Below are 15,963 nucleotides of genomic sequence, written 5' to 3'. Positions count from 1 at the left end.
ATGGACGCAGATAAACACAGATAAGATATAAAAATTAATAACCCACACAGATCTGCGTCGATTTGCGTTTATCTGCGGTATGATTTTTCCTTGGCGACTTTGCGTTGAGAAATTATGGAAAACGAAACGATACGAGATGCGGCGATACGGTTGACGATGATGCCGCGGGATACTAATGCTCACGGGACGGTTTTTGGCGGTGTTATTTTGAGCTACATCGACGTTGCGGGCGGCGTTGAGGCGGTGCGGCATACGCGGCACAACCGATTTGTTACTGTTGCAATGAAAGAGGTTATCTTTCATGAACCGGTGTTTATCGGCGATCTGGTCAGTTTTTATGCAAAGACGTTAAAGGTTGGCAACACTTCGATCACCATTCACGTCGATGTCGAGGCGGAACGTTTCGGCACGCCCGGTGTGATGGTTAAAGTAACCGAGGCCGAGGTCATATTCGTTGCCATAGATGAAAAAGGCAAGAAAGTGCGGATTGACGGATAGTTATTTGCTCTCGGAGTACTTCTTTTTCGAAGCCCTTCGAATTTTTTCAAGAACATTACAGTGAATCTCTGCGGCCATAAATTCGATTTGCCCATACCGCGTTTCTCCATTATGCGTATATCGATGTAACCAAAGTACCCTCTCCCCTAAAAAAGAGGATTCGTCTGGTTCTTTGTCGACCTCTAGAACATAACTAAATTCGACCGTTTTCCCACCTTCTAACTCGCCCTTGAAACTCTCAATTACTTTTGCAGTAAAGGTATATGGACGGTAACCTCTTTCATTACTATCTGGTCTTACCATCAACACTTCTGCATGAACCACAACATCCGACTCTGTTAGATTGTTTCGAATAGACTTCAAAGAGTAGTTTTCATCTTCTTCAAACTCATTGCATTGAGTCGCATAATCAACCGGTGGAGTCCAGCGTGTAACCGGTTGGTCGTAAATAGTCGGGTTTTCATTATTAGAAACGAGTTCATAGTTTCGACTTTGGCTGTTCGAAAGTGTGCAAGATAGAATAAGTACGTTGGAGCTGCTGATTAACAGCCACCTATGTCGGAAGAGAAAACTCATAACAGTCATACTTGCGATTCTCACTCTATTTATGCAAAAGTCAAGGTATATTCATTGGAATTATACTGATTAACGGAGATATTCATTAATGCCACATATAACTGCCGAAACGGCAACTGGAACGGTTGAATTTGATGCGGAAGCGGGAACGAAACTCGTGCTTGCGATAGAGGACAACGGTGTTGATATTCTGCATCGCTGCGGTGGAAATGCTCGATGCACGACATGCCGCGTTGAGATCTTGTCGGACAATGTCGGCGAGCGAACAGATGACGAGGCGGCGATACTTTCAACTAAAGAAGGCATCAGCGATACTACGCGGCTTTCGTGCCAGATCAGGCTTGCTGATGATATTCACGTCCGTGTTATCAGTCAGGCAAGCGTGATGGGCATCGATCCGGGAACACGGCCGCAAGACTAATTTGACGCAGAGACGGCAAGAAATTTATTTTTTGAGGAGAATTTTCAATGGGAACAACGACTACTTACACTGCAAAGACATTTGACCTGAGCGATCTGACCGGCATCTCGAACGAGACGCTGGCGATGCACTTTAAGCTGTACGAAGGCTATGTAACGAATACCAATACCTACAACCAACGCATTGCCGACATGATCGGCTCGGGCACGCTTGATGCTACACAGGTTGCTGCTTTTAGTGAGATCAAACGCCGTTTTGGATTTGAATATAACGGCATGGTGCTGCACGAATATTACTTCGAGAACATGATGAAAAACGGCACGGGCGACCCGACGGACGGCGATTTTCGCGCGGCGGCCGAAGCGAGCTTTGGCAGCTACGATGTGTGGAAAGCCGATTTTGTGAACACCGGCAAAATGCGCGGCGTCGGTTGGGCAGCTTGTTATCAAGACCCTTCGAACGGCGCGATCTCGAACCACTGGATCAACCTGCACGAAACAGGCAACGTCGCCGGCTACAAGCCGATCTTGATAATGGACGTCTGGGAGCATGCGTTCATCAAAGATTACGCACCGGTGGACAGACCGAAATATATCGAGGCCTTTTTCTCGAACATCAACTGGGGCGCCGTCAATTCGCGGCTCGGATAGATGTGAAAATAGCCGCAAAAATGCGCAAAACACGCAAAAATGAGATAATTCTTTTTTGCGTGTTTTGCGCATTTTTGCGGCAATAAGTTTTATGATCGAAGAAAAGGTTTTAGTTCAGAATTTTCTCAACCGCAAACAGCGTGAGCGGTTGAAAAAGCCTGAATGGCTCAAGATCAAGCTTGGCGACCCGCGTAATCAGAACGCCGTACTCGATCTGATCTCGGGCCTAAATCTGCACACCGTCTGTCAGGAAGCAAAATGCCCGAATATTTTTGAATGCTGGACGGACAAAACAGCAACATTCATGCTCGGCGGCGACACTTGCACGCGGCATTGTGGATTTTGTGCGGTCAATAAGGGCAAGCCTATGGATCTCGATCCGCAAGAACCTGTCCACGTCGCCGAAGCAGTAAAACATCTCGATCTCAAACATGCAGTTATAACTTCGGTCAATCGCGACGATCTGCCCGACGGCGGTTCGAAGCATTGGGCTGAGACGATCTTCCGCGTGCGCGAGATGAATCCAGAATGCAAGGTGGAAGTGCTCATTCCCGATTTTAACGGAAACGAAGAAGCTCTGAACAACGTCCTTCGAGCACGGCCCGATGTTCTCAACCACAACACCGAAACCATCGCTCGCCTCTATCGCCGCGTTCGCCCCGATGCGATCTACGAGCAATCGATGGAACTGCTCACCCGGGCAGCTCACTGGCGTGACACGAATCAACCAGCGATGCTGACCAAGAGCGGGATCATGGCAGGACTTGGTGAAACTTTCGAAGAGGTCGTTGACCTGATGCGTGACCTTCGCAAGGCTTCGTGTGACATCATGACCATCGGTCAATACCTGCAGCCTTACGAAAAACGCCTCCCTGTCGAGCGTTACGTCACGCCCGAGGAGTTTGCCGAGTGGAAAAAGATCGGCGAGGCGATGGGCTTCAAGCACGTTGAATCGTCGCCGCTGACACGTTCGTCGTATCATGCAAGGCAACAAACAGAAAATGGTCAAACTGGCACGTAAGTGCGCTATCATCTAGATGCGATGAAAAAACATACCAAGTTTGTTGTGCTTTCAGTATTCTTTCTTGTCGGAATCGCGTTTTTTTATGCCGACGACAGGATATTGGTTAAGGCGACTGATCCGATACTGGAAGAAATCTCGAGCTACCGAACCTGGAACAAGGTAACAAAAGAGCCAATCAAAGTTAATTTCGTATCGGTGCTTAAAGTTCCGCCGAATGAAGCCCCTTTCACGATCGACGGAGCTTCCGGTGGCGGTTGAACTTTTATAATTGATGGTATGGAGCCTTCCAGTTCGGAAGGCCAGAACAAAGATCTTTTATATTTTTTTTCGAAGGCCGGTCGTAAGATTGGATCAATATTCAAGCGTAAAGATTCACTTAAAGTCGAAAATCCAGTTAAACAATCTCCGACGGCCTCCGTAGTAACCTCCGAAAATGGCTCGCAAAGTGAGGGAATTGTATATGCAAATGCCCTGGCCCTTTCTGAGATAAAAAAGCAAATCCCTAACTTTCCGGTTGGCTCTATTCTTGTTCGAGAGAGACATGACACTGGCACCGACAAAACACCCGAAGCGATCATAGCTATGGTAAAACGTGCGAATGGCTTTAGCGACAAAACTAACGACTGGGAGTTCTTTGTTTTAAGTAAGGACAATCTAAAGCTGCAATCGCGCGAAACAACGGGTTCTTGTGCAACCTGTCACATCCGAGCACAAAAAACTGATTGGGTTTTTCTCGAGTATTTGAAATAACATTGCATAATTCGCACTAAATTTAGCAACTTTCTGGTACAATGGTTTGATATGAAAATCACCCGCGATATCCAAAGTCTGAGTGTATTCAAACGTGACACTTCGAAGTTCATGCGGCAGTTGAAAAAAACTAGAGAGCCGATCGTGTTAACTGTCAACGGGAAGGCTGAGATGGTCGTTTTGGATCCAGAAAGCTACGAAGATTATTTGAGAGAAAAAGATCGGCGGGAAGCGATTGAGGGGATTAGACGAGGCTTGGCGGATTTTGAGGCGGGACTGCATAGACCTGCGGAACAATTCTTCGACGAGTTTTTCGCAAAGCACAATATCTCTGACGATGAATGAAAAGATTTGCGGTCATTATTTCGCCCACTGCTGAAGCCGATATCGTAGACTCGTTTCTATGGGGATGCGAAGAGTGGGGTGTTGATGTTGCGGAAAGTTGGGCACTTCGGCTTCGGGACGAAATACTAAATCAGTTACGGCTCTTTCCATTGCGCTTTCCAATTGCGCCTGAAACCGCAGAAGTTGGAATTGAATTTCGACAAATGATAAGTGGCCGGTATCGAGTTTTGTTTTATATTATTGGAAACGAGGTGCGGGTGACCCACGTGCGAGGAGCCTTTTTAGGCGGAGGAGTTGAAGAATGAACGAAAATGAAAAACAACAAGCGATAGACGTCTTAAACAAGATCCTTGAGTTGGAATTGTCTGGTGTGGTGCGTTATACGCATTATGCTTTGATGGTTTTTGGGTATAACCGGATACCGATCGTGTCTTGGCTGCAGGGCAACGGTGATGAAAGCTTGATGCATGCACGAAAGGCGGGCGAATTTGTCACGATGCTTGGCGGACATCCGTCTTTGAAGATCGGCCCGTTGCTTGAAACCGAAAAGCATGACATCGGCGACATTTTGCGCGAAAGTCTGGAACAGGAAACATCGACGCTCGCGGCTTATCGCGAACTGCTTGAGCTTGCCGATGGCAAATCTGTTTCGCTAGAAGAATATGCGCGCGAGATGATCCTGCTCGAGGAATTACATCTCGACGAGGTCAACAAGATGCTCCGCAAGCCGGGCGAGATGGAACCATTTAAAGAATAGACTCGTGAAGATACTCGAAACCGAAAGGCTCATTTTGCGCGAAATAAACTCCGCTATCGATGCGGAGTTTATTTTTGAATTGCTCAATACGCCCAAATTTCTCAAATACATAGGCGACCGCAAAGTGAGGTCTGTTGAACAAGCGCGTGAGTTTATTGAGAAACGATATCGGCAAAGCTATTGCGATCACGGTTACGGGCTTTATACGGTTGAACTAAAAAGCGACAACACACCAGCTGGCGTTTGCGGTTTTGTTAAGCGCGACCATTTCGAGTTCGGCGATGTTGGCTTTGCTTTTTTGCCTGCATTTGAAGGTAAAGGCTATGGATTTGAGTCTGCAAATGCTGTCTTGGATTTTGGACGTGACACGCTCGGCTTTACCAAGGTCTTGGCGATCACTTCACAGGACAATGACGTTTCGGATAAACTCCTCGAGAAACTCGGGTTTCATTTTGATCGGATATTCAGTTCTCCCGACGGCGAAGACCTGAACCTCTTCGAAAAGCAATTATGAGATACGGCCTAATTGCAGGTAACGGACAGTTCCCTTTTCTCGTCGCCGAAGGAGCGAGAAAAGCTGGGGCTTCGCTCGCCGTTGTAGCGATCAGGGAAGAGACCGATCCGAACATCGATAAAGTCGCTGAAAACGTAACTTGGGTCGGTATCGGACAGCTTGGAAAAATGATCTCGTTTTTTAAGAACCAAGACGTAACTCACGCGATCATGGCCGGGCAGGTCAAGCACGTTCAAATTTTTTCCGGCTCGATACCTGATCTGCGAATGGTCAAGATGCTTTGGAATCTGCCGCGTCGTAATACCGACGCACTGATCGGCGGCATCGCGAACGAACTCGCGAAGGAAGGTATCGAGCTGATCGATTCCACAAACTTTATCAAAGACATGCTCGCCCCTGATGGCGTTCTGACAAAACGAAAACCAACTGACACCGAAAATGAAAATATCGAATACGGTCTGCACATCGCTGATGAGATCGCCCGGCTCGACCTCGGCCAAACGATCGTTGTCAGGGCAAAGGCATGTGTCGCGATCGAAGCGATGGAAGGAACCGACGCAACGATCAAACGTGCCGGCGAACTTGCCAACGGAAAACTCACGGTTGTTAAGGTCGCCAAACCCGATCAGGATATGCGTTTTGACGTTCCGGTGGTTGGTGTTCCAACGATCAAAACGATGATCGACGCCGGTGCTACTTGCCTTTCAATAACCTCCAATAAAACTCTAATTTTTGACAGGGGTGAAATGCTCAGTCTCGCAAACACTAACAAAATTTGTATCGTCGGTTCGGGCCGTGAAACAATTCAGGACAAACTTGCGTAGTTAGGAAGGGAATTTCACCACGAAGGCGCAGAGACGTTTGTATCCTTCATGGCTTTGTGGCGGAAACTATAAAAGATGAAAAAAAATATACTTGCATTTCTATTATTAGCGACATTTCTGTTCCAGTCCGCGTTTGCTCAAACAGCGATCAAGGTCACTCCAGAAGAAAAGAAGATTGCCGAGGGCGTGACGGCAAAACAACTGAGCGATTATCTTTATTTTGTTGCATCCGACGAGATGGAGGGCCGCGATACGCCGTCGCGTGGGCTCGACATCGTAGCAAAATTCATGGGGATGAACCTATCAAAATGGGGCTTCAAACCGGCAGGTGATAACGGCACTTTCTATCAAAAGATCGCGCTGAAGTCAGAATCCGTTGACCCGGCTAAGAATACGATCCAGATCGGCGGCCAGAATTTTGCGCTGCTTGAAGACTTCTATCGATTATCGGGAAACACTTCGGTTAATGCAGCACTCGTATTTGTTCGCGACGGATGGATGGTGAAAGCGAAGGGTGTCGATGCATACAAGGGCGTTGATGTTAAAGACAAGATCATCGTCGTCTACGGTCAAGGCTTTCCACGCGGTCCTAGAGCGACCACTCTGCCGTCCGGAGTTACGGAAGATGATCTAAAAGGAACAAAAGGAACGGATTGGGCAGACCCGCTGACCTACGCTAAAAGCAGCGGGGCAAAGGGCATGATCCTTGTCGCATCGCCGCAAACGCAAGAAGTCTGGCCGCAACTGAAAAACTTTATTGGACGCAGCACTTCTTATCCGGAAAAATTGCGCGATGTTCCTGCGGAGCAGAACGATTTTCCGGTAGTTCTGGTTTCGAGCAAAGTAGGCGACGCTATCTTTGCCGGCGAATCGGCAAATAAGGATTCGGCGGCCGCATTTGCATTGAACAAATCTGGCTCAATGACCGTAGCCAGCAACGTTGAAATAAAATGGACGCAAAACGTGGTTGCGGTATGGGAAGGCAGTGACCCTGTTTTGAAGAACGAGATGGTCGCGATCGGCGCACACTATGACCATGTCGGCACAAACCCAAATGCCAGCGGGCCGGATAAGATCTGGAACGGTGCCGATGACGATGGTTCGGGCACAGTGGCTGTGTTATCGATAGCTGAGGCACTTGCAAAGACTCCGAAACGGCCAAAACGCTCGGTGCTATTTGTCTGGCACGCGGGTGAAGAAAAGGGTTTGTGGGGCGCTGAATATTTTAATAAGTTCCCGACCGTCGATATCAAAAATGTCATCGCCCAGCTCAATATTGACATGATCGGCCGCAGCCGAAAAGCCGGAGATACCAATCCAAAAAACAAAGCGCTGACGGATGAGAATTCGACCTATGTTATCGGTTCTGAAATGATGAGCTCGACTCTCGGCTCAGTTATAAAAGGTGCAAATTCCGGTTACCTGAATATGGGTTACGATTACAAATACGACGACCCGAACGATACAGAAAAGTTCTTTTTCCGTTCAGATCATTTTCACTACGCCGTCAAAGGCATTCCGGTCGCGTTCTGGTTCAGCGGAGTTCACGAAGATTACCACCAGCCGGGTGATCACGCAGACAAAATCGACTACAACAAAATGGAAAAGATCACGCGGACAATATTTGTTACGCTCTTGAAATTGGCCGATCTCAAAGAACGTCCAAAGGTCGATAAGCAACTTCCACCGGAATTAACTCAACGCTAACAATAAAAAGGGGAGCTTATCGCTCCTCTTTTTTATTCGATTCACTAATGAGGGCTTCGGGGTTGGTCAACACCTCATCTGCTCTGAGCAGGAATTTATTAATCATCTTCGTCCGATACTCATTGAAAGTCATAGGTCGTCTTTTCGCAATTTCCTCTGTGTCTGTCTGATCAGCAGGTTCAGCTTTTGTGTCAGCAGAACCAGCAGTTAAACCAGCAGCAGGCTTTTCAGTATCAACCGCTTCTTCAACGTCATCAGCTTCCTCCACATCTTCGATGTCTGATTCGTCGACTTCATCATCACCTTTTTGGTACATATGATCCCGATAACTATCTAACATTTCCTTGAGTTCATCGTCCTTGAGAATAGAGGCAATGCTATCCATCAGGTCTGCAATTTCCCCCGGTGAATAAGTTCCGCCGCGAAGCCGGTTCATAAACACCAAGGCGATTCGATCATCAGCCCAGCGGGAAACAAGCTGTATGAGTTCGCTGTCGCCACGAACAAAGCCGTCTTGCCCTGGACGTTTTGGCGCTGATTGGAACTCATTGTTGAGTAAAAGATTGGCAAGGGTCTGCTTATGATATTCATTGGCAGCTTCTGCATACTCGGCCTTAGCCTGAGAGTAATAAAACCGAAATTCAGTTTTGAGGTCTTCACCTTTTTCAAACTTTGCCTTTTGTTCTGCTTCGCGTTTCAGCTTATTTTCGAGTTCCCGAAAGCTGTTCTCTAGTTCGGATGTTCCTTCCCAACGGGTTGCAGGATCTTCTGCACAGCGTACCAGCCAGTCCACGATCTTTTCCGGATCAGGCTCCTCTGCAGCCAATATCGGTGCAAGCTCCTTTATCCTCGCCTCATAGACAGCCAGATCAGAAGGCGACAGTTTTTTCATGGCGTCGTGCCAGTCTGTAAGCTCAAGACGCTTAGTTTCGTCATCGTTGCGCAAGAAAAGCAGTACGGTATCGCCGGCTTTTAACGTGCGTGATGCTAGTTCGACATCTTCTCCATCATCGATAGTGATCTCTGGAACGACTTGTGCCGCATCGACCTCCTCAAGGGTTTCAAATCCCTCGTTACGAGTGACGTATTCGGTGTAAGTGTCAAGGAGAGTAACTCCCTTCACTGCCTTGCCTTTCAATGTCGATGAGATGTCAAAATGTTTCTTGATCTCAATAAGGGTTTGTTCGTCGTCTTCATGAGTTACCTTTCGTTCCTCAGAACCGCGATAGAGCCCTGCGTATATCGCATCGCTATTGCGATAAAGCGAAAGAGTGTTTCAGGCATCTTGACCGGACAAGCTGTCACCGATGCGGGACGTAAGATCAACAGCACAGGAGCAAACATGGAGAGTACAAGTAGCGCGGAGAGGATGATCTTTTTCATAATGCGAATACCTCAGGTCAGATTTTTCTTTCGTCTGCTACAGAGACACACGAAGAGTCCAAATGGTTGCTTTGGCCAAAAATAAATTCTAGTTATTAGACACCGTGAAAGATGAAATGTTCCGCTATTTTTTTGCGGATTCGAGAATGCGGTAAGCTTCGGATTTGGCAAGGCCAAATTCTTTTGCGGCTTTTTTAAGTGCGGTTTTACGGTCGCTTCCCTCATTTTCAAGTTCAAGAACGCGCTCACTAAGCGAAGTGGGTTTGGCAGTAATTGCTTCGGTTTTTCCGGCACGATCTATGACAAGAACGATCTCGCCGCGAACACTTGCAGAGGAATATTTTTCGGCGAGGTCTGTCAGTGAGCCGCGAGCGATCTCTTCGTGGAGTTTGGTTAGTTCACGTGCAATACATGCCTGCCGGTCGCCAAGAATCGCACAACAATCCGCCAAGGACTTAGCAAGACGATGTGGAGCTTCGTAGAAAACAAGCGTCGCGGGAATGTCACGCACTTCTTCCAGCCGCTTTCGCCGCTCGCCTTTTTTTGCAGGTAAGAAGCCGCCAAAGAACAGCGAGTCTGTTGCAATGCCGGATGCGACAGCGGCGTTGATAAATGCGACGGCTCCAGGAATCGAAATGACCGTCGCTCCAACCTCGATCGCACGCTGAACGATACGAAATGCTGGATCGCAGATGCCCGGCGTTCCGGCGTCAGACACGATAGCTATCGATTCGCCTTGTATCAGACGGTCGGCAAGCTCCTCTGCACGTTCATGCTCATTGTGTTCGTGATAGCTGATCGTTCGATTGGAAATATCAAAATGATTGAGCAGATTGCGAGTGTGGCGTGTATCTTCGCATGCGATGAGATCTACAGTACGGAGCGTTTCGAGAGCGCGAAAAGTTATGTCCTGCAGATTTCCGATCGGTGTTGCAACTAAGTAGAGCGTTCCGGGCATATGTTCTGGTACCGACTTTAGTTGGCTAATTTTAACCCAAAAGACCGCCTAAAGGCGGAACTCTAAACGAAAAAGCCTGCATCGTTTGGACGCAGGCTTTTTATGAGTCTTAATTCAATCCATTAAAAAGGCCACCAAGTCGGCTTGTTGTACTGGCCATTATTACCGCGTCCATTTCCGTATCCGCCGCTGTTCGAGCCACCGCGTCGATTATTGTAACCGAGCGCCTGAAGGTCGTTGCGAATTCCCGACCAAATGTTGCGGCTGTTCGAACTAATATTCGAGCGAGAGATCGTGCGGTCGATCTGATTAGCGAGGTCGAAAACACGTCTTAATTCGGTGTTGTTTCGATTGTTGCCATTGCGGTCGTTATTATAACCATTGTTGTTGAGATCGTTGACGGCATCTTTGAACCGTTCGGCGATCTCATTCATTTGATCTTCGCGACGTGTGCCGTTGTAGCGGCTGTTGTCGAGGTCGCGGTCAAGCTGCCGCTGAAAATCCTTGGCGTGACGCTTGAGGTCGCGGATCGCCGAACGCGAGTTGCCGTAGTTGCCGTTGTTATAACCGCCATTGTTATAGCCGCCGTAATTGCCATAACGATTGTCGTCATCGTCATAATCACGATCTCTCGACTGAGCTGAAGCAAGCGCCGGTATGCCCAAAATCAAAAGCGAAAATATACTTACTGCCAATAAATTTTTTATCCTGTTCATTGTTTTCTCCCTTTTCATAAAGTCAGGCAATGATTTGGCCATTGCTGAATTTACTAATCGCAAAGGGTGTGCCAGAGATGTTTCGGCTACACAAGCGAAAACAATAAACCGTTTATTTACAGATAGTTGTGGCGGAACTATTTTGTGATTTCAATGTCAAATATCTTTAAGTGTTGGCTGTTCTGCTCCAAATCGTCAACCTAATGTTGCAGATGGTTGAGGACGCGACCGGCAAGAGCATTTGCGGCGCAAACGCGGCCGCCGGTTGCGACTTTGCCGTCGAGCGAGTCGAGTTTGTCGGCGGTTTTTAGAATGCGGTCACGGAGTTTTTCCATTGAGATCTCTGGCTCGTTGGCGATTATCAATGCTGCTACGCCTGAAACATACGGTGTCGCCATGGATGTTCCCGAAGCCTCGCGGTAATTGTCGCCGAGCCAAGTCGAAAGAATATCCTTGCCCGGTGCGGCGATGTGGACCGACTTCACGCCGAAGTTTGAAAAACCGGCAAGCTGGTCGTTGCGGTCGAGGGCTGCGACGCTGATGACGTTTGGAAGGTCGTAGTTCGACGGATAATGCGCTCGTTTGTCGTTACTTGAACCGTCGTTACCGGCCGCAGCGACAAATAAAATTCCCGCCTCGCCAGCTGCACGTATCGTGTCTTCGAGTGCTTTTGACTTCTGGGTCGAACCCCAGCTTGCGCTGATGATACGAACATTAACACCATTTTCTTTGCGGTCGATGGCATAGTTGATCGCCTCGATAGCGTCATTGACGGAGCCAAATCCGCCTCGTCCCAGAAACTTGAGCGGCATGATCTTGACGTGCCAATTAATGCCCGCGATGCCTTCGCCATTGTCGCCTTCGGCACCGATGATGCCTGCGCAATGCGTACCGTGGCCGTTGTCGTCCATCGGATCTGAAATGTTGTCAGTGCCGTTGTAGCCGTTGATGTCATTGAACTCGCCAAGTTCGTCGTCAGTATATGCAGGCACATTTTTTGGCCGTATCCACATATTTTCGCGAAGATCAATGTGCGTAAAATCAACGCCCGTATCAAGCACAGCAACAACCACTTCGTCACTACCCTTAGTAGTTTGCCAAGCCTCAAGTGCATCAATGTCGGCGCGTTCCTTGCCGCTTTCCTGCCCAAAATTGTTCAGCGCCCATTGCTCGTCAAACTGAGGATCGTTAGGCCGCGTTTCCTCATTTTTGCTCGGTAAACGAAGCAGAAGGTCCTTTGCAGTTTCGGTTTGATCAGGATCGATTAGCTTTATCTTAAAGTTCGGCTCGGCATATGCGACCGTGTCGGTCATCGCCGCATACTGATCTGCAACCCACTGAGCGTCGGCATTATCGAGATCGTCAATAACGGTGAGGCCGGAAACCGATTCGATCTCGTCGGCCAGCGAATCATTATTTTCAACCGCGATCTCGCGGATCTGAGCAAGTGAGACGCCTTGTTTGAATCGGACCAATACTTCAGGGCTGCTCTTTTTTATGATCGGCTCGTCGTTTGAGCGTTTTTCGATTTGGGTACGCTCCGCGTTATTGGACAAACTGAGCGTGGCCTTCCAACGCTCGATCTGCCCCAAAACCGCTGCGATCGTTATCAAAACGACCGCCAGTCCGACATGTATCCAGATATTATTGCGATTCATAGTACTGCTCCCATTAAGAGTTACTGTTAAGAGTTACGCCTTTAGGCGTGTTCACGCGTAAACGCGTAACTCTTAGTTCTAACTATTAATTTTCTATGACGTGATTTGCGCCCTTAAAGTTGTGCAGGCGAACGTGGTATTTGTCGGCACGGTACTCGTAGGTCTTGCCGCCAGCGCCGAGCTTGATCTGCCAGCCGCTGGAGATCATCTGCGCCGCCATCTCACCTTTTTCGGGTGCTCCCAAAGCCATGTCCGGAAATTCCCTGTCCGTAACGCCAAACTCCCTGACCTCGCCGGACTTTATCTTCAAACGCTGGGCAAGATCATTTCTTGCCAGCTCAACCGCACTTATTTTTGTAAAACTCATATCAATTGTGTATGTATTCATCTTGCTCTTTCTACGAAAACAAGTCAAAGAATGTTCGGGTTCCAACATGCCGCTGATCTGAGTTTCCTGAAAAAGACGCTCATCCGTTCCCGGCTCGCTGCTGTCCCACTGTCCCAAACGGTGTGGGACAGTCTAAACTATTGAATTCATTGACTTTTAGGTTTACTGTCCCACTGTCCCACCGTTTTTTTGCCGTTCCAAGCGTTCCACACCGTTCCACATGGTCGTGGAACGGTGTAAACATTGCAAACAATAGAGTTGCCATTGTTTTTTGGCTGCGTTCCACGATTTTTTGAAAAAAACTTTTTTTCATCCAAATGGCAATGTCCCCACCGTCTATGAACACCTTAAACATTATAAACAAAGCTCTTACGACTCTTCTGTGGCCGTGTATCTACAAATCTGCAGTAGAGCCGTTCTTAAATCGTTGCTGCTACCTTTCAACTACTTGCAAAGATCATTTTGTCTTCAATGATCCCGCATCAAGCTAGCAGATTTCAACCAAAAAGGAAATACCAATTTTCTCGATATGGCGTAACTTTCTCGATTTGACTTAACTTTCCAACGTGTAAACAATTTTAAACGTAAATCGGGCGGATTTAGCGGATGAAACGGATTTCCTGATGAAATTATTGCCTGTGTCTAAAAATCTGCCCGATCCGCGTTAAAAAAAGTTAGAATTCTTGCAGTCACCGCTTTTCAGTCAGATTGCTCTTACTCGTGCCAGCGGGCATCCAGTTTCCCGAAACATCGCCCATCAGCAGAGCGATGAAATCTTCGCCTGCGATATTGGTGGTGACAGAAGGGTATGTTCGGCTCGAGGGCGTAAATATCCAGTTGCTGGTTGAACCGAAATTGTTGAGGCCAGCCGCGTAACGCGCGATTTGCCCCGCATCAAATGACGTAACAGCACCGTTCCCGCTGGTATCGGCAACTATCAACTGATTGCCCATCAATGGCGTTATGCCAGCCGCATGTCGGGCGACCAGCCCTGCATCGAATGAGCTTATGCCGTTCACGCCGCCGGTTTTAGTCGCTGTCACCGTTTGAGAACCCGAACCAAAGCCTGAGAGCAAATACGTTCCTTGTCCGGGCCCGGCACCTAAAGTCGTCGCGAAGACATTCGGCGATGTGATGGCGTTTATGAGTACGCCCGATACAAAACGCGGCGAGCCTGTTGAATTTCCATAAGAAACCGTCCCTGCTATTACAGGCGAAGAAGTCTGCGTTGACTCGTATGCTCCGATGTCCACCGCCAAACCGACCATCCTTGGAAAACCTCTCTGATCATCACTCAAAAACATCTGTGTTTGAGGATAAACGGCCCGCGAGTTGTTTCCGGCGTCAATTGCAGGACTGCCGTTTTGTACTGCGTGAGTAAAGGTAGGACCGCCGTTGTCCGTAAGTGGCCCCAACATCGGATTTATATTCAAAAGGTCACTTGCGACCCAACCCGTACCGCCGGTCGTGTCTCCAATTAGATTAGATCCTTGCGAAGTAAAGACGCAGGACACATCTTCTTCATTTGTATTCGTGGATATGTTCCCCGCTATGATCGTGTTAGTGACCGAGCTGGATATCGGAGAGGTTTCCAACCTAATCCCGCCGCCCTGTCCCTGCGCCTGATTGTGCGCAATGGTTGAATTTACCAAAAAGATGCCACCCGCCGGGTTTGACTCGCTTCCCAAATAGATACCACCTCCCTTATTGGATGACACATTTCCGCTTATGGTCGAGTTTGTAATGTAGAGGCGAGCCAAACTCGAGTAGCTGTAAATACCGCCACCTTGGCTGGCTCGGTTTCCGGTGACCGCAGAGTTGATAAGATACATTGTTCCCGTAGGCAGAATGCCGCTGCGAAGATTGTTACTTATTACTGTATTGCGAATGGTGGTGGTCGCCGAGGAGCTTAGGCCATAGTCTCCATTTCCTGCGATGATCGAGTTTTCAACAATTGCAGTTGTGGACGGACCGTTTCCTGCATAAATACCGCGCCCACCGTTGTTAATTACTTGAGAATCGATAAGTGTTAGATTGGAGCTGCCAAGGCCACCACCTGTGCTTCCGCTGACAGTTGTGTTCCTAATAAATAATGTCGCTGCCCCTACACCGGCATGGTTATTAGTGAATACCGAATCTCTTATATCGATAACTGCTTCGCCGCCCGCCTGAATCGCGGCAGAATAACCGAGATTGTGGTGGACATAAAGGTTGGCAAGCGTCATAGTGCAGCCATCGCACCAAACCGCGCTCCCTTCGCCAAACGTAATCGGAGGAAAATGGCCTAGCGCCTGGTTATTAGTGAACTCCATATCCGATAAATTAAGAGGGCCACTGCCATTAACAGCGATCGCTCCTCCGTAAGCTTCTCCAGGAATTGGCATTCCTACCTTGCCATCACGGAGTTTCATCCCTGACATCGTCACGGTTAGATTGCCGGGAATGAAAAAGACACGGCCGGCAAGATTGGCGCTTATATCTACTAAAGTCGGACCGGTGCCGGCAATCGTCAGGTTTTTGTCAATTACGATATGGCCGAGGGTTAGTGTGATAGTCTGCGGTGATTCGAAAAGCGTGGAGAAAACAACAGTATCGCCCGAAGCCGCCGCAAAGACTGCTTCGCGCAGGCTGCAATCGGCATCGCAGACGTTGTCGTTTGTATCTTCGGTTTTTGTAACGGTCAGCGTCGAGGCACGTGCGTCAATTGCCGCAAACGCAGTGAGAAGTATGAGAAAAAGTGTAGGCACGCGCATTTTGGTGTACACCGTGTTTGGTCTGGAATCAGCGTAATGCT

Annotated in this window: 20 protein-coding genes; 13 read left to right on the top strand and 7 right to left on the bottom strand. The window is 48.3% G+C overall.

The window, feature by feature from the left end:
* Positions 1 to 159: 159 nt before the first annotated feature.
* Entirely contained in the window at positions 160 to 498 is a 339-nt protein-coding gene (locus IPL32_10850; GenBank protein ID MBK8466318.1) for an acyl-CoA thioesterase, read from the top strand.
* On the opposite strand, the gene IPL32_10845 is transcribed toward IPL32_10850, so the two are convergent.
* The gene (locus IPL32_10845) at positions 499 to 1,083 is read right to left on the bottom strand and encodes a hypothetical protein (GenBank protein ID MBK8466317.1); all 585 of its coding nucleotides are present in this window, start codon (positions 1,081 to 1,083) and stop codon (positions 499 to 501) included.
* 79 nt (positions 1,084 to 1,162) lie between these two features.
* Here IPL32_10845 and IPL32_10840 point away from each other — a divergent pair, with 79 nt between their 5' ends.
* From IPL32_10840 to IPL32_10790, 11 genes are all read left to right on the top strand, one after another.
* Positions 1,163 to 1,495 (top strand): (2Fe-2S)-binding protein, encoded by a 333-nt coding sequence (locus IPL32_10840; GenBank protein MBK8466316.1) that lies wholly within the window; start codon positions 1,163 to 1,165, stop codon positions 1,493 to 1,495.
* A gap of 47 nt (positions 1,496 to 1,542) precedes the next feature.
* A complete protein-coding gene (locus IPL32_10835; protein ID MBK8466315.1) occupies positions 1,543 to 2,145 on the top strand; it encodes a superoxide dismutase in 603 nt (200 codons plus the stop codon).
* A gap of 91 nt (positions 2,146 to 2,236) precedes the next feature.
* Positions 2,237 to 3,166: a lipoyl synthase gene (lipA, locus tag IPL32_10830; protein ID MBK8466314.1), complete on the top strand. Its 930-nt coding sequence runs from the start codon at positions 2,237 to 2,239 to the stop codon at positions 3,164 to 3,166.
* 21 nt (positions 3,167 to 3,187) lie between these two features.
* Entirely contained in the window at positions 3,188 to 3,427 is a 240-nt protein-coding gene (locus IPL32_10825) for a hypothetical protein (protein ID MBK8466313.1), read from the top strand.
* Between the two features lie 18 nt (positions 3,428 to 3,445).
* On the top strand, positions 3,446 to 3,919 hold the full coding sequence (locus tag IPL32_10820; protein ID MBK8466312.1) for a cytochrome P460 family protein: 474 nt from the start codon (positions 3,446 to 3,448) through the stop codon (positions 3,917 to 3,919).
* 51 nt (positions 3,920 to 3,970) lie between these two features.
* Complete coding sequence (locus IPL32_10815) at positions 3,971 to 4,264, top strand: type II toxin-antitoxin system Phd/YefM family antitoxin (protein ID MBK8466311.1); 294 nt, start codon at positions 3,971 to 3,973, stop codon at positions 4,262 to 4,264.
* Positions 4,261 to 4,569, top strand: coding sequence for a type II toxin-antitoxin system RelE/ParE family toxin (locus IPL32_10810; GenBank protein ID MBK8466310.1), 309 nt, complete (start codon positions 4,261 to 4,263; stop codon positions 4,567 to 4,569). Before IPL32_10815 ends, IPL32_10810 begins: the two co-directional genes overlap by 4 nt.
* Positions 4,566 to 5,021 (top strand): bacterioferritin, encoded by a 456-nt coding sequence (locus tag IPL32_10805; GenBank protein ID MBK8466309.1) that lies wholly within the window; start codon positions 4,566 to 4,568, stop codon positions 5,019 to 5,021. The genes IPL32_10810 and IPL32_10805 overlap by 4 nt, the downstream gene beginning before the upstream one ends.
* Positions 5,022 to 5,025: 4 nt before the next feature.
* A complete protein-coding gene (locus tag IPL32_10800; GenBank protein MBK8466308.1) occupies positions 5,026 to 5,535 on the top strand; it encodes a GNAT family N-acetyltransferase in 510 nt (169 codons plus the stop codon).
* Complete coding sequence (lpxI, locus tag IPL32_10795; protein ID MBK8466307.1) at positions 5,532 to 6,359, top strand: UDP-2,3-diacylglucosamine diphosphatase LpxI; 828 nt, start codon at positions 5,532 to 5,534, stop codon at positions 6,357 to 6,359. Before IPL32_10800 ends, lpxI begins: the two co-directional genes overlap by 4 nt.
* 75 nt (positions 6,360 to 6,434) lie before the next feature.
* Positions 6,435 to 8,066, top strand: coding sequence for a M20/M25/M40 family metallo-hydrolase (locus IPL32_10790; protein MBK8466306.1), 1,632 nt, complete (start codon positions 6,435 to 6,437; stop codon positions 8,064 to 8,066).
* 16 nt (positions 8,067 to 8,082) lie between these two features.
* Here IPL32_10790 and IPL32_10785 read toward each other — a convergent pair whose 3' ends face one another.
* The gene (locus IPL32_10785) at positions 8,083 to 9,204 is read right to left on the bottom strand and encodes a hypothetical protein (GenBank protein MBK8466305.1); all 1,122 of its coding nucleotides are present in this window, start codon (positions 9,202 to 9,204) and stop codon (positions 8,083 to 8,085) included.
* 18 nt (positions 9,205 to 9,222) lie between these two features.
* On the opposite strand from IPL32_10785, the gene IPL32_10780 reads away from it, so the two are divergent.
* Positions 9,223 to 9,534 (top strand): hypothetical protein, encoded by a 312-nt coding sequence (locus tag IPL32_10780; protein MBK8466304.1) that lies wholly within the window; start codon positions 9,223 to 9,225, stop codon positions 9,532 to 9,534.
* A 39-nt stretch (positions 9,535 to 9,573) separates the two neighbouring features.
* On the opposite strand, the gene rsmI is transcribed toward IPL32_10780, so the two are convergent.
* From rsmI to IPL32_10755, 5 genes are all read right to left on the bottom strand, one after another.
* The gene (gene rsmI / locus IPL32_10775; GenBank protein ID MBK8466303.1) at positions 9,574 to 10,407 is read right to left on the bottom strand and encodes a 16S rRNA (cytidine(1402)-2'-O)-methyltransferase; all 834 of its coding nucleotides are present in this window, start codon (positions 10,405 to 10,407) and stop codon (positions 9,574 to 9,576) included.
* Between the two features lie 122 nt (positions 10,408 to 10,529).
* Complete coding sequence (locus IPL32_10770; GenBank protein ID MBK8466302.1) at positions 10,530 to 11,123, bottom strand: hypothetical protein; 594 nt, start codon at positions 11,121 to 11,123, stop codon at positions 10,530 to 10,532.
* Positions 11,124 to 11,323: 200 nt separating this feature from the next.
* A complete protein-coding gene (locus IPL32_10765) occupies positions 11,324 to 12,781 on the bottom strand; it encodes a S8 family serine peptidase (protein MBK8466301.1) in 1,458 nt (485 codons plus the stop codon).
* 85 nt (positions 12,782 to 12,866) lie between these two features.
* Positions 12,867 to 13,169, bottom strand: coding sequence for a hypothetical protein (locus IPL32_10760; protein MBK8466300.1), 303 nt, complete (start codon positions 13,167 to 13,169; stop codon positions 12,867 to 12,869).
* Positions 13,170 to 13,858: 689 nt separating this feature from the next.
* The gene (locus IPL32_10755; protein MBK8466299.1) at positions 13,859 to 15,916 is read right to left on the bottom strand and encodes a right-handed parallel beta-helix repeat-containing protein; all 2,058 of its coding nucleotides are present in this window, start codon (positions 15,914 to 15,916) and stop codon (positions 13,859 to 13,861) included.
* Positions 15,917 to 15,963: the final 47 nt, after the last annotated feature.

This window comes from Chloracidobacterium sp. (assembly GCA_016711345.1).
GTDB lineage: Bacteria > Acidobacteriota > Blastocatellia > Pyrinomonadales > Pyrinomonadaceae > OLB17.
This window is presented reverse-complemented; position numbering and strand designations above follow the sequence as displayed.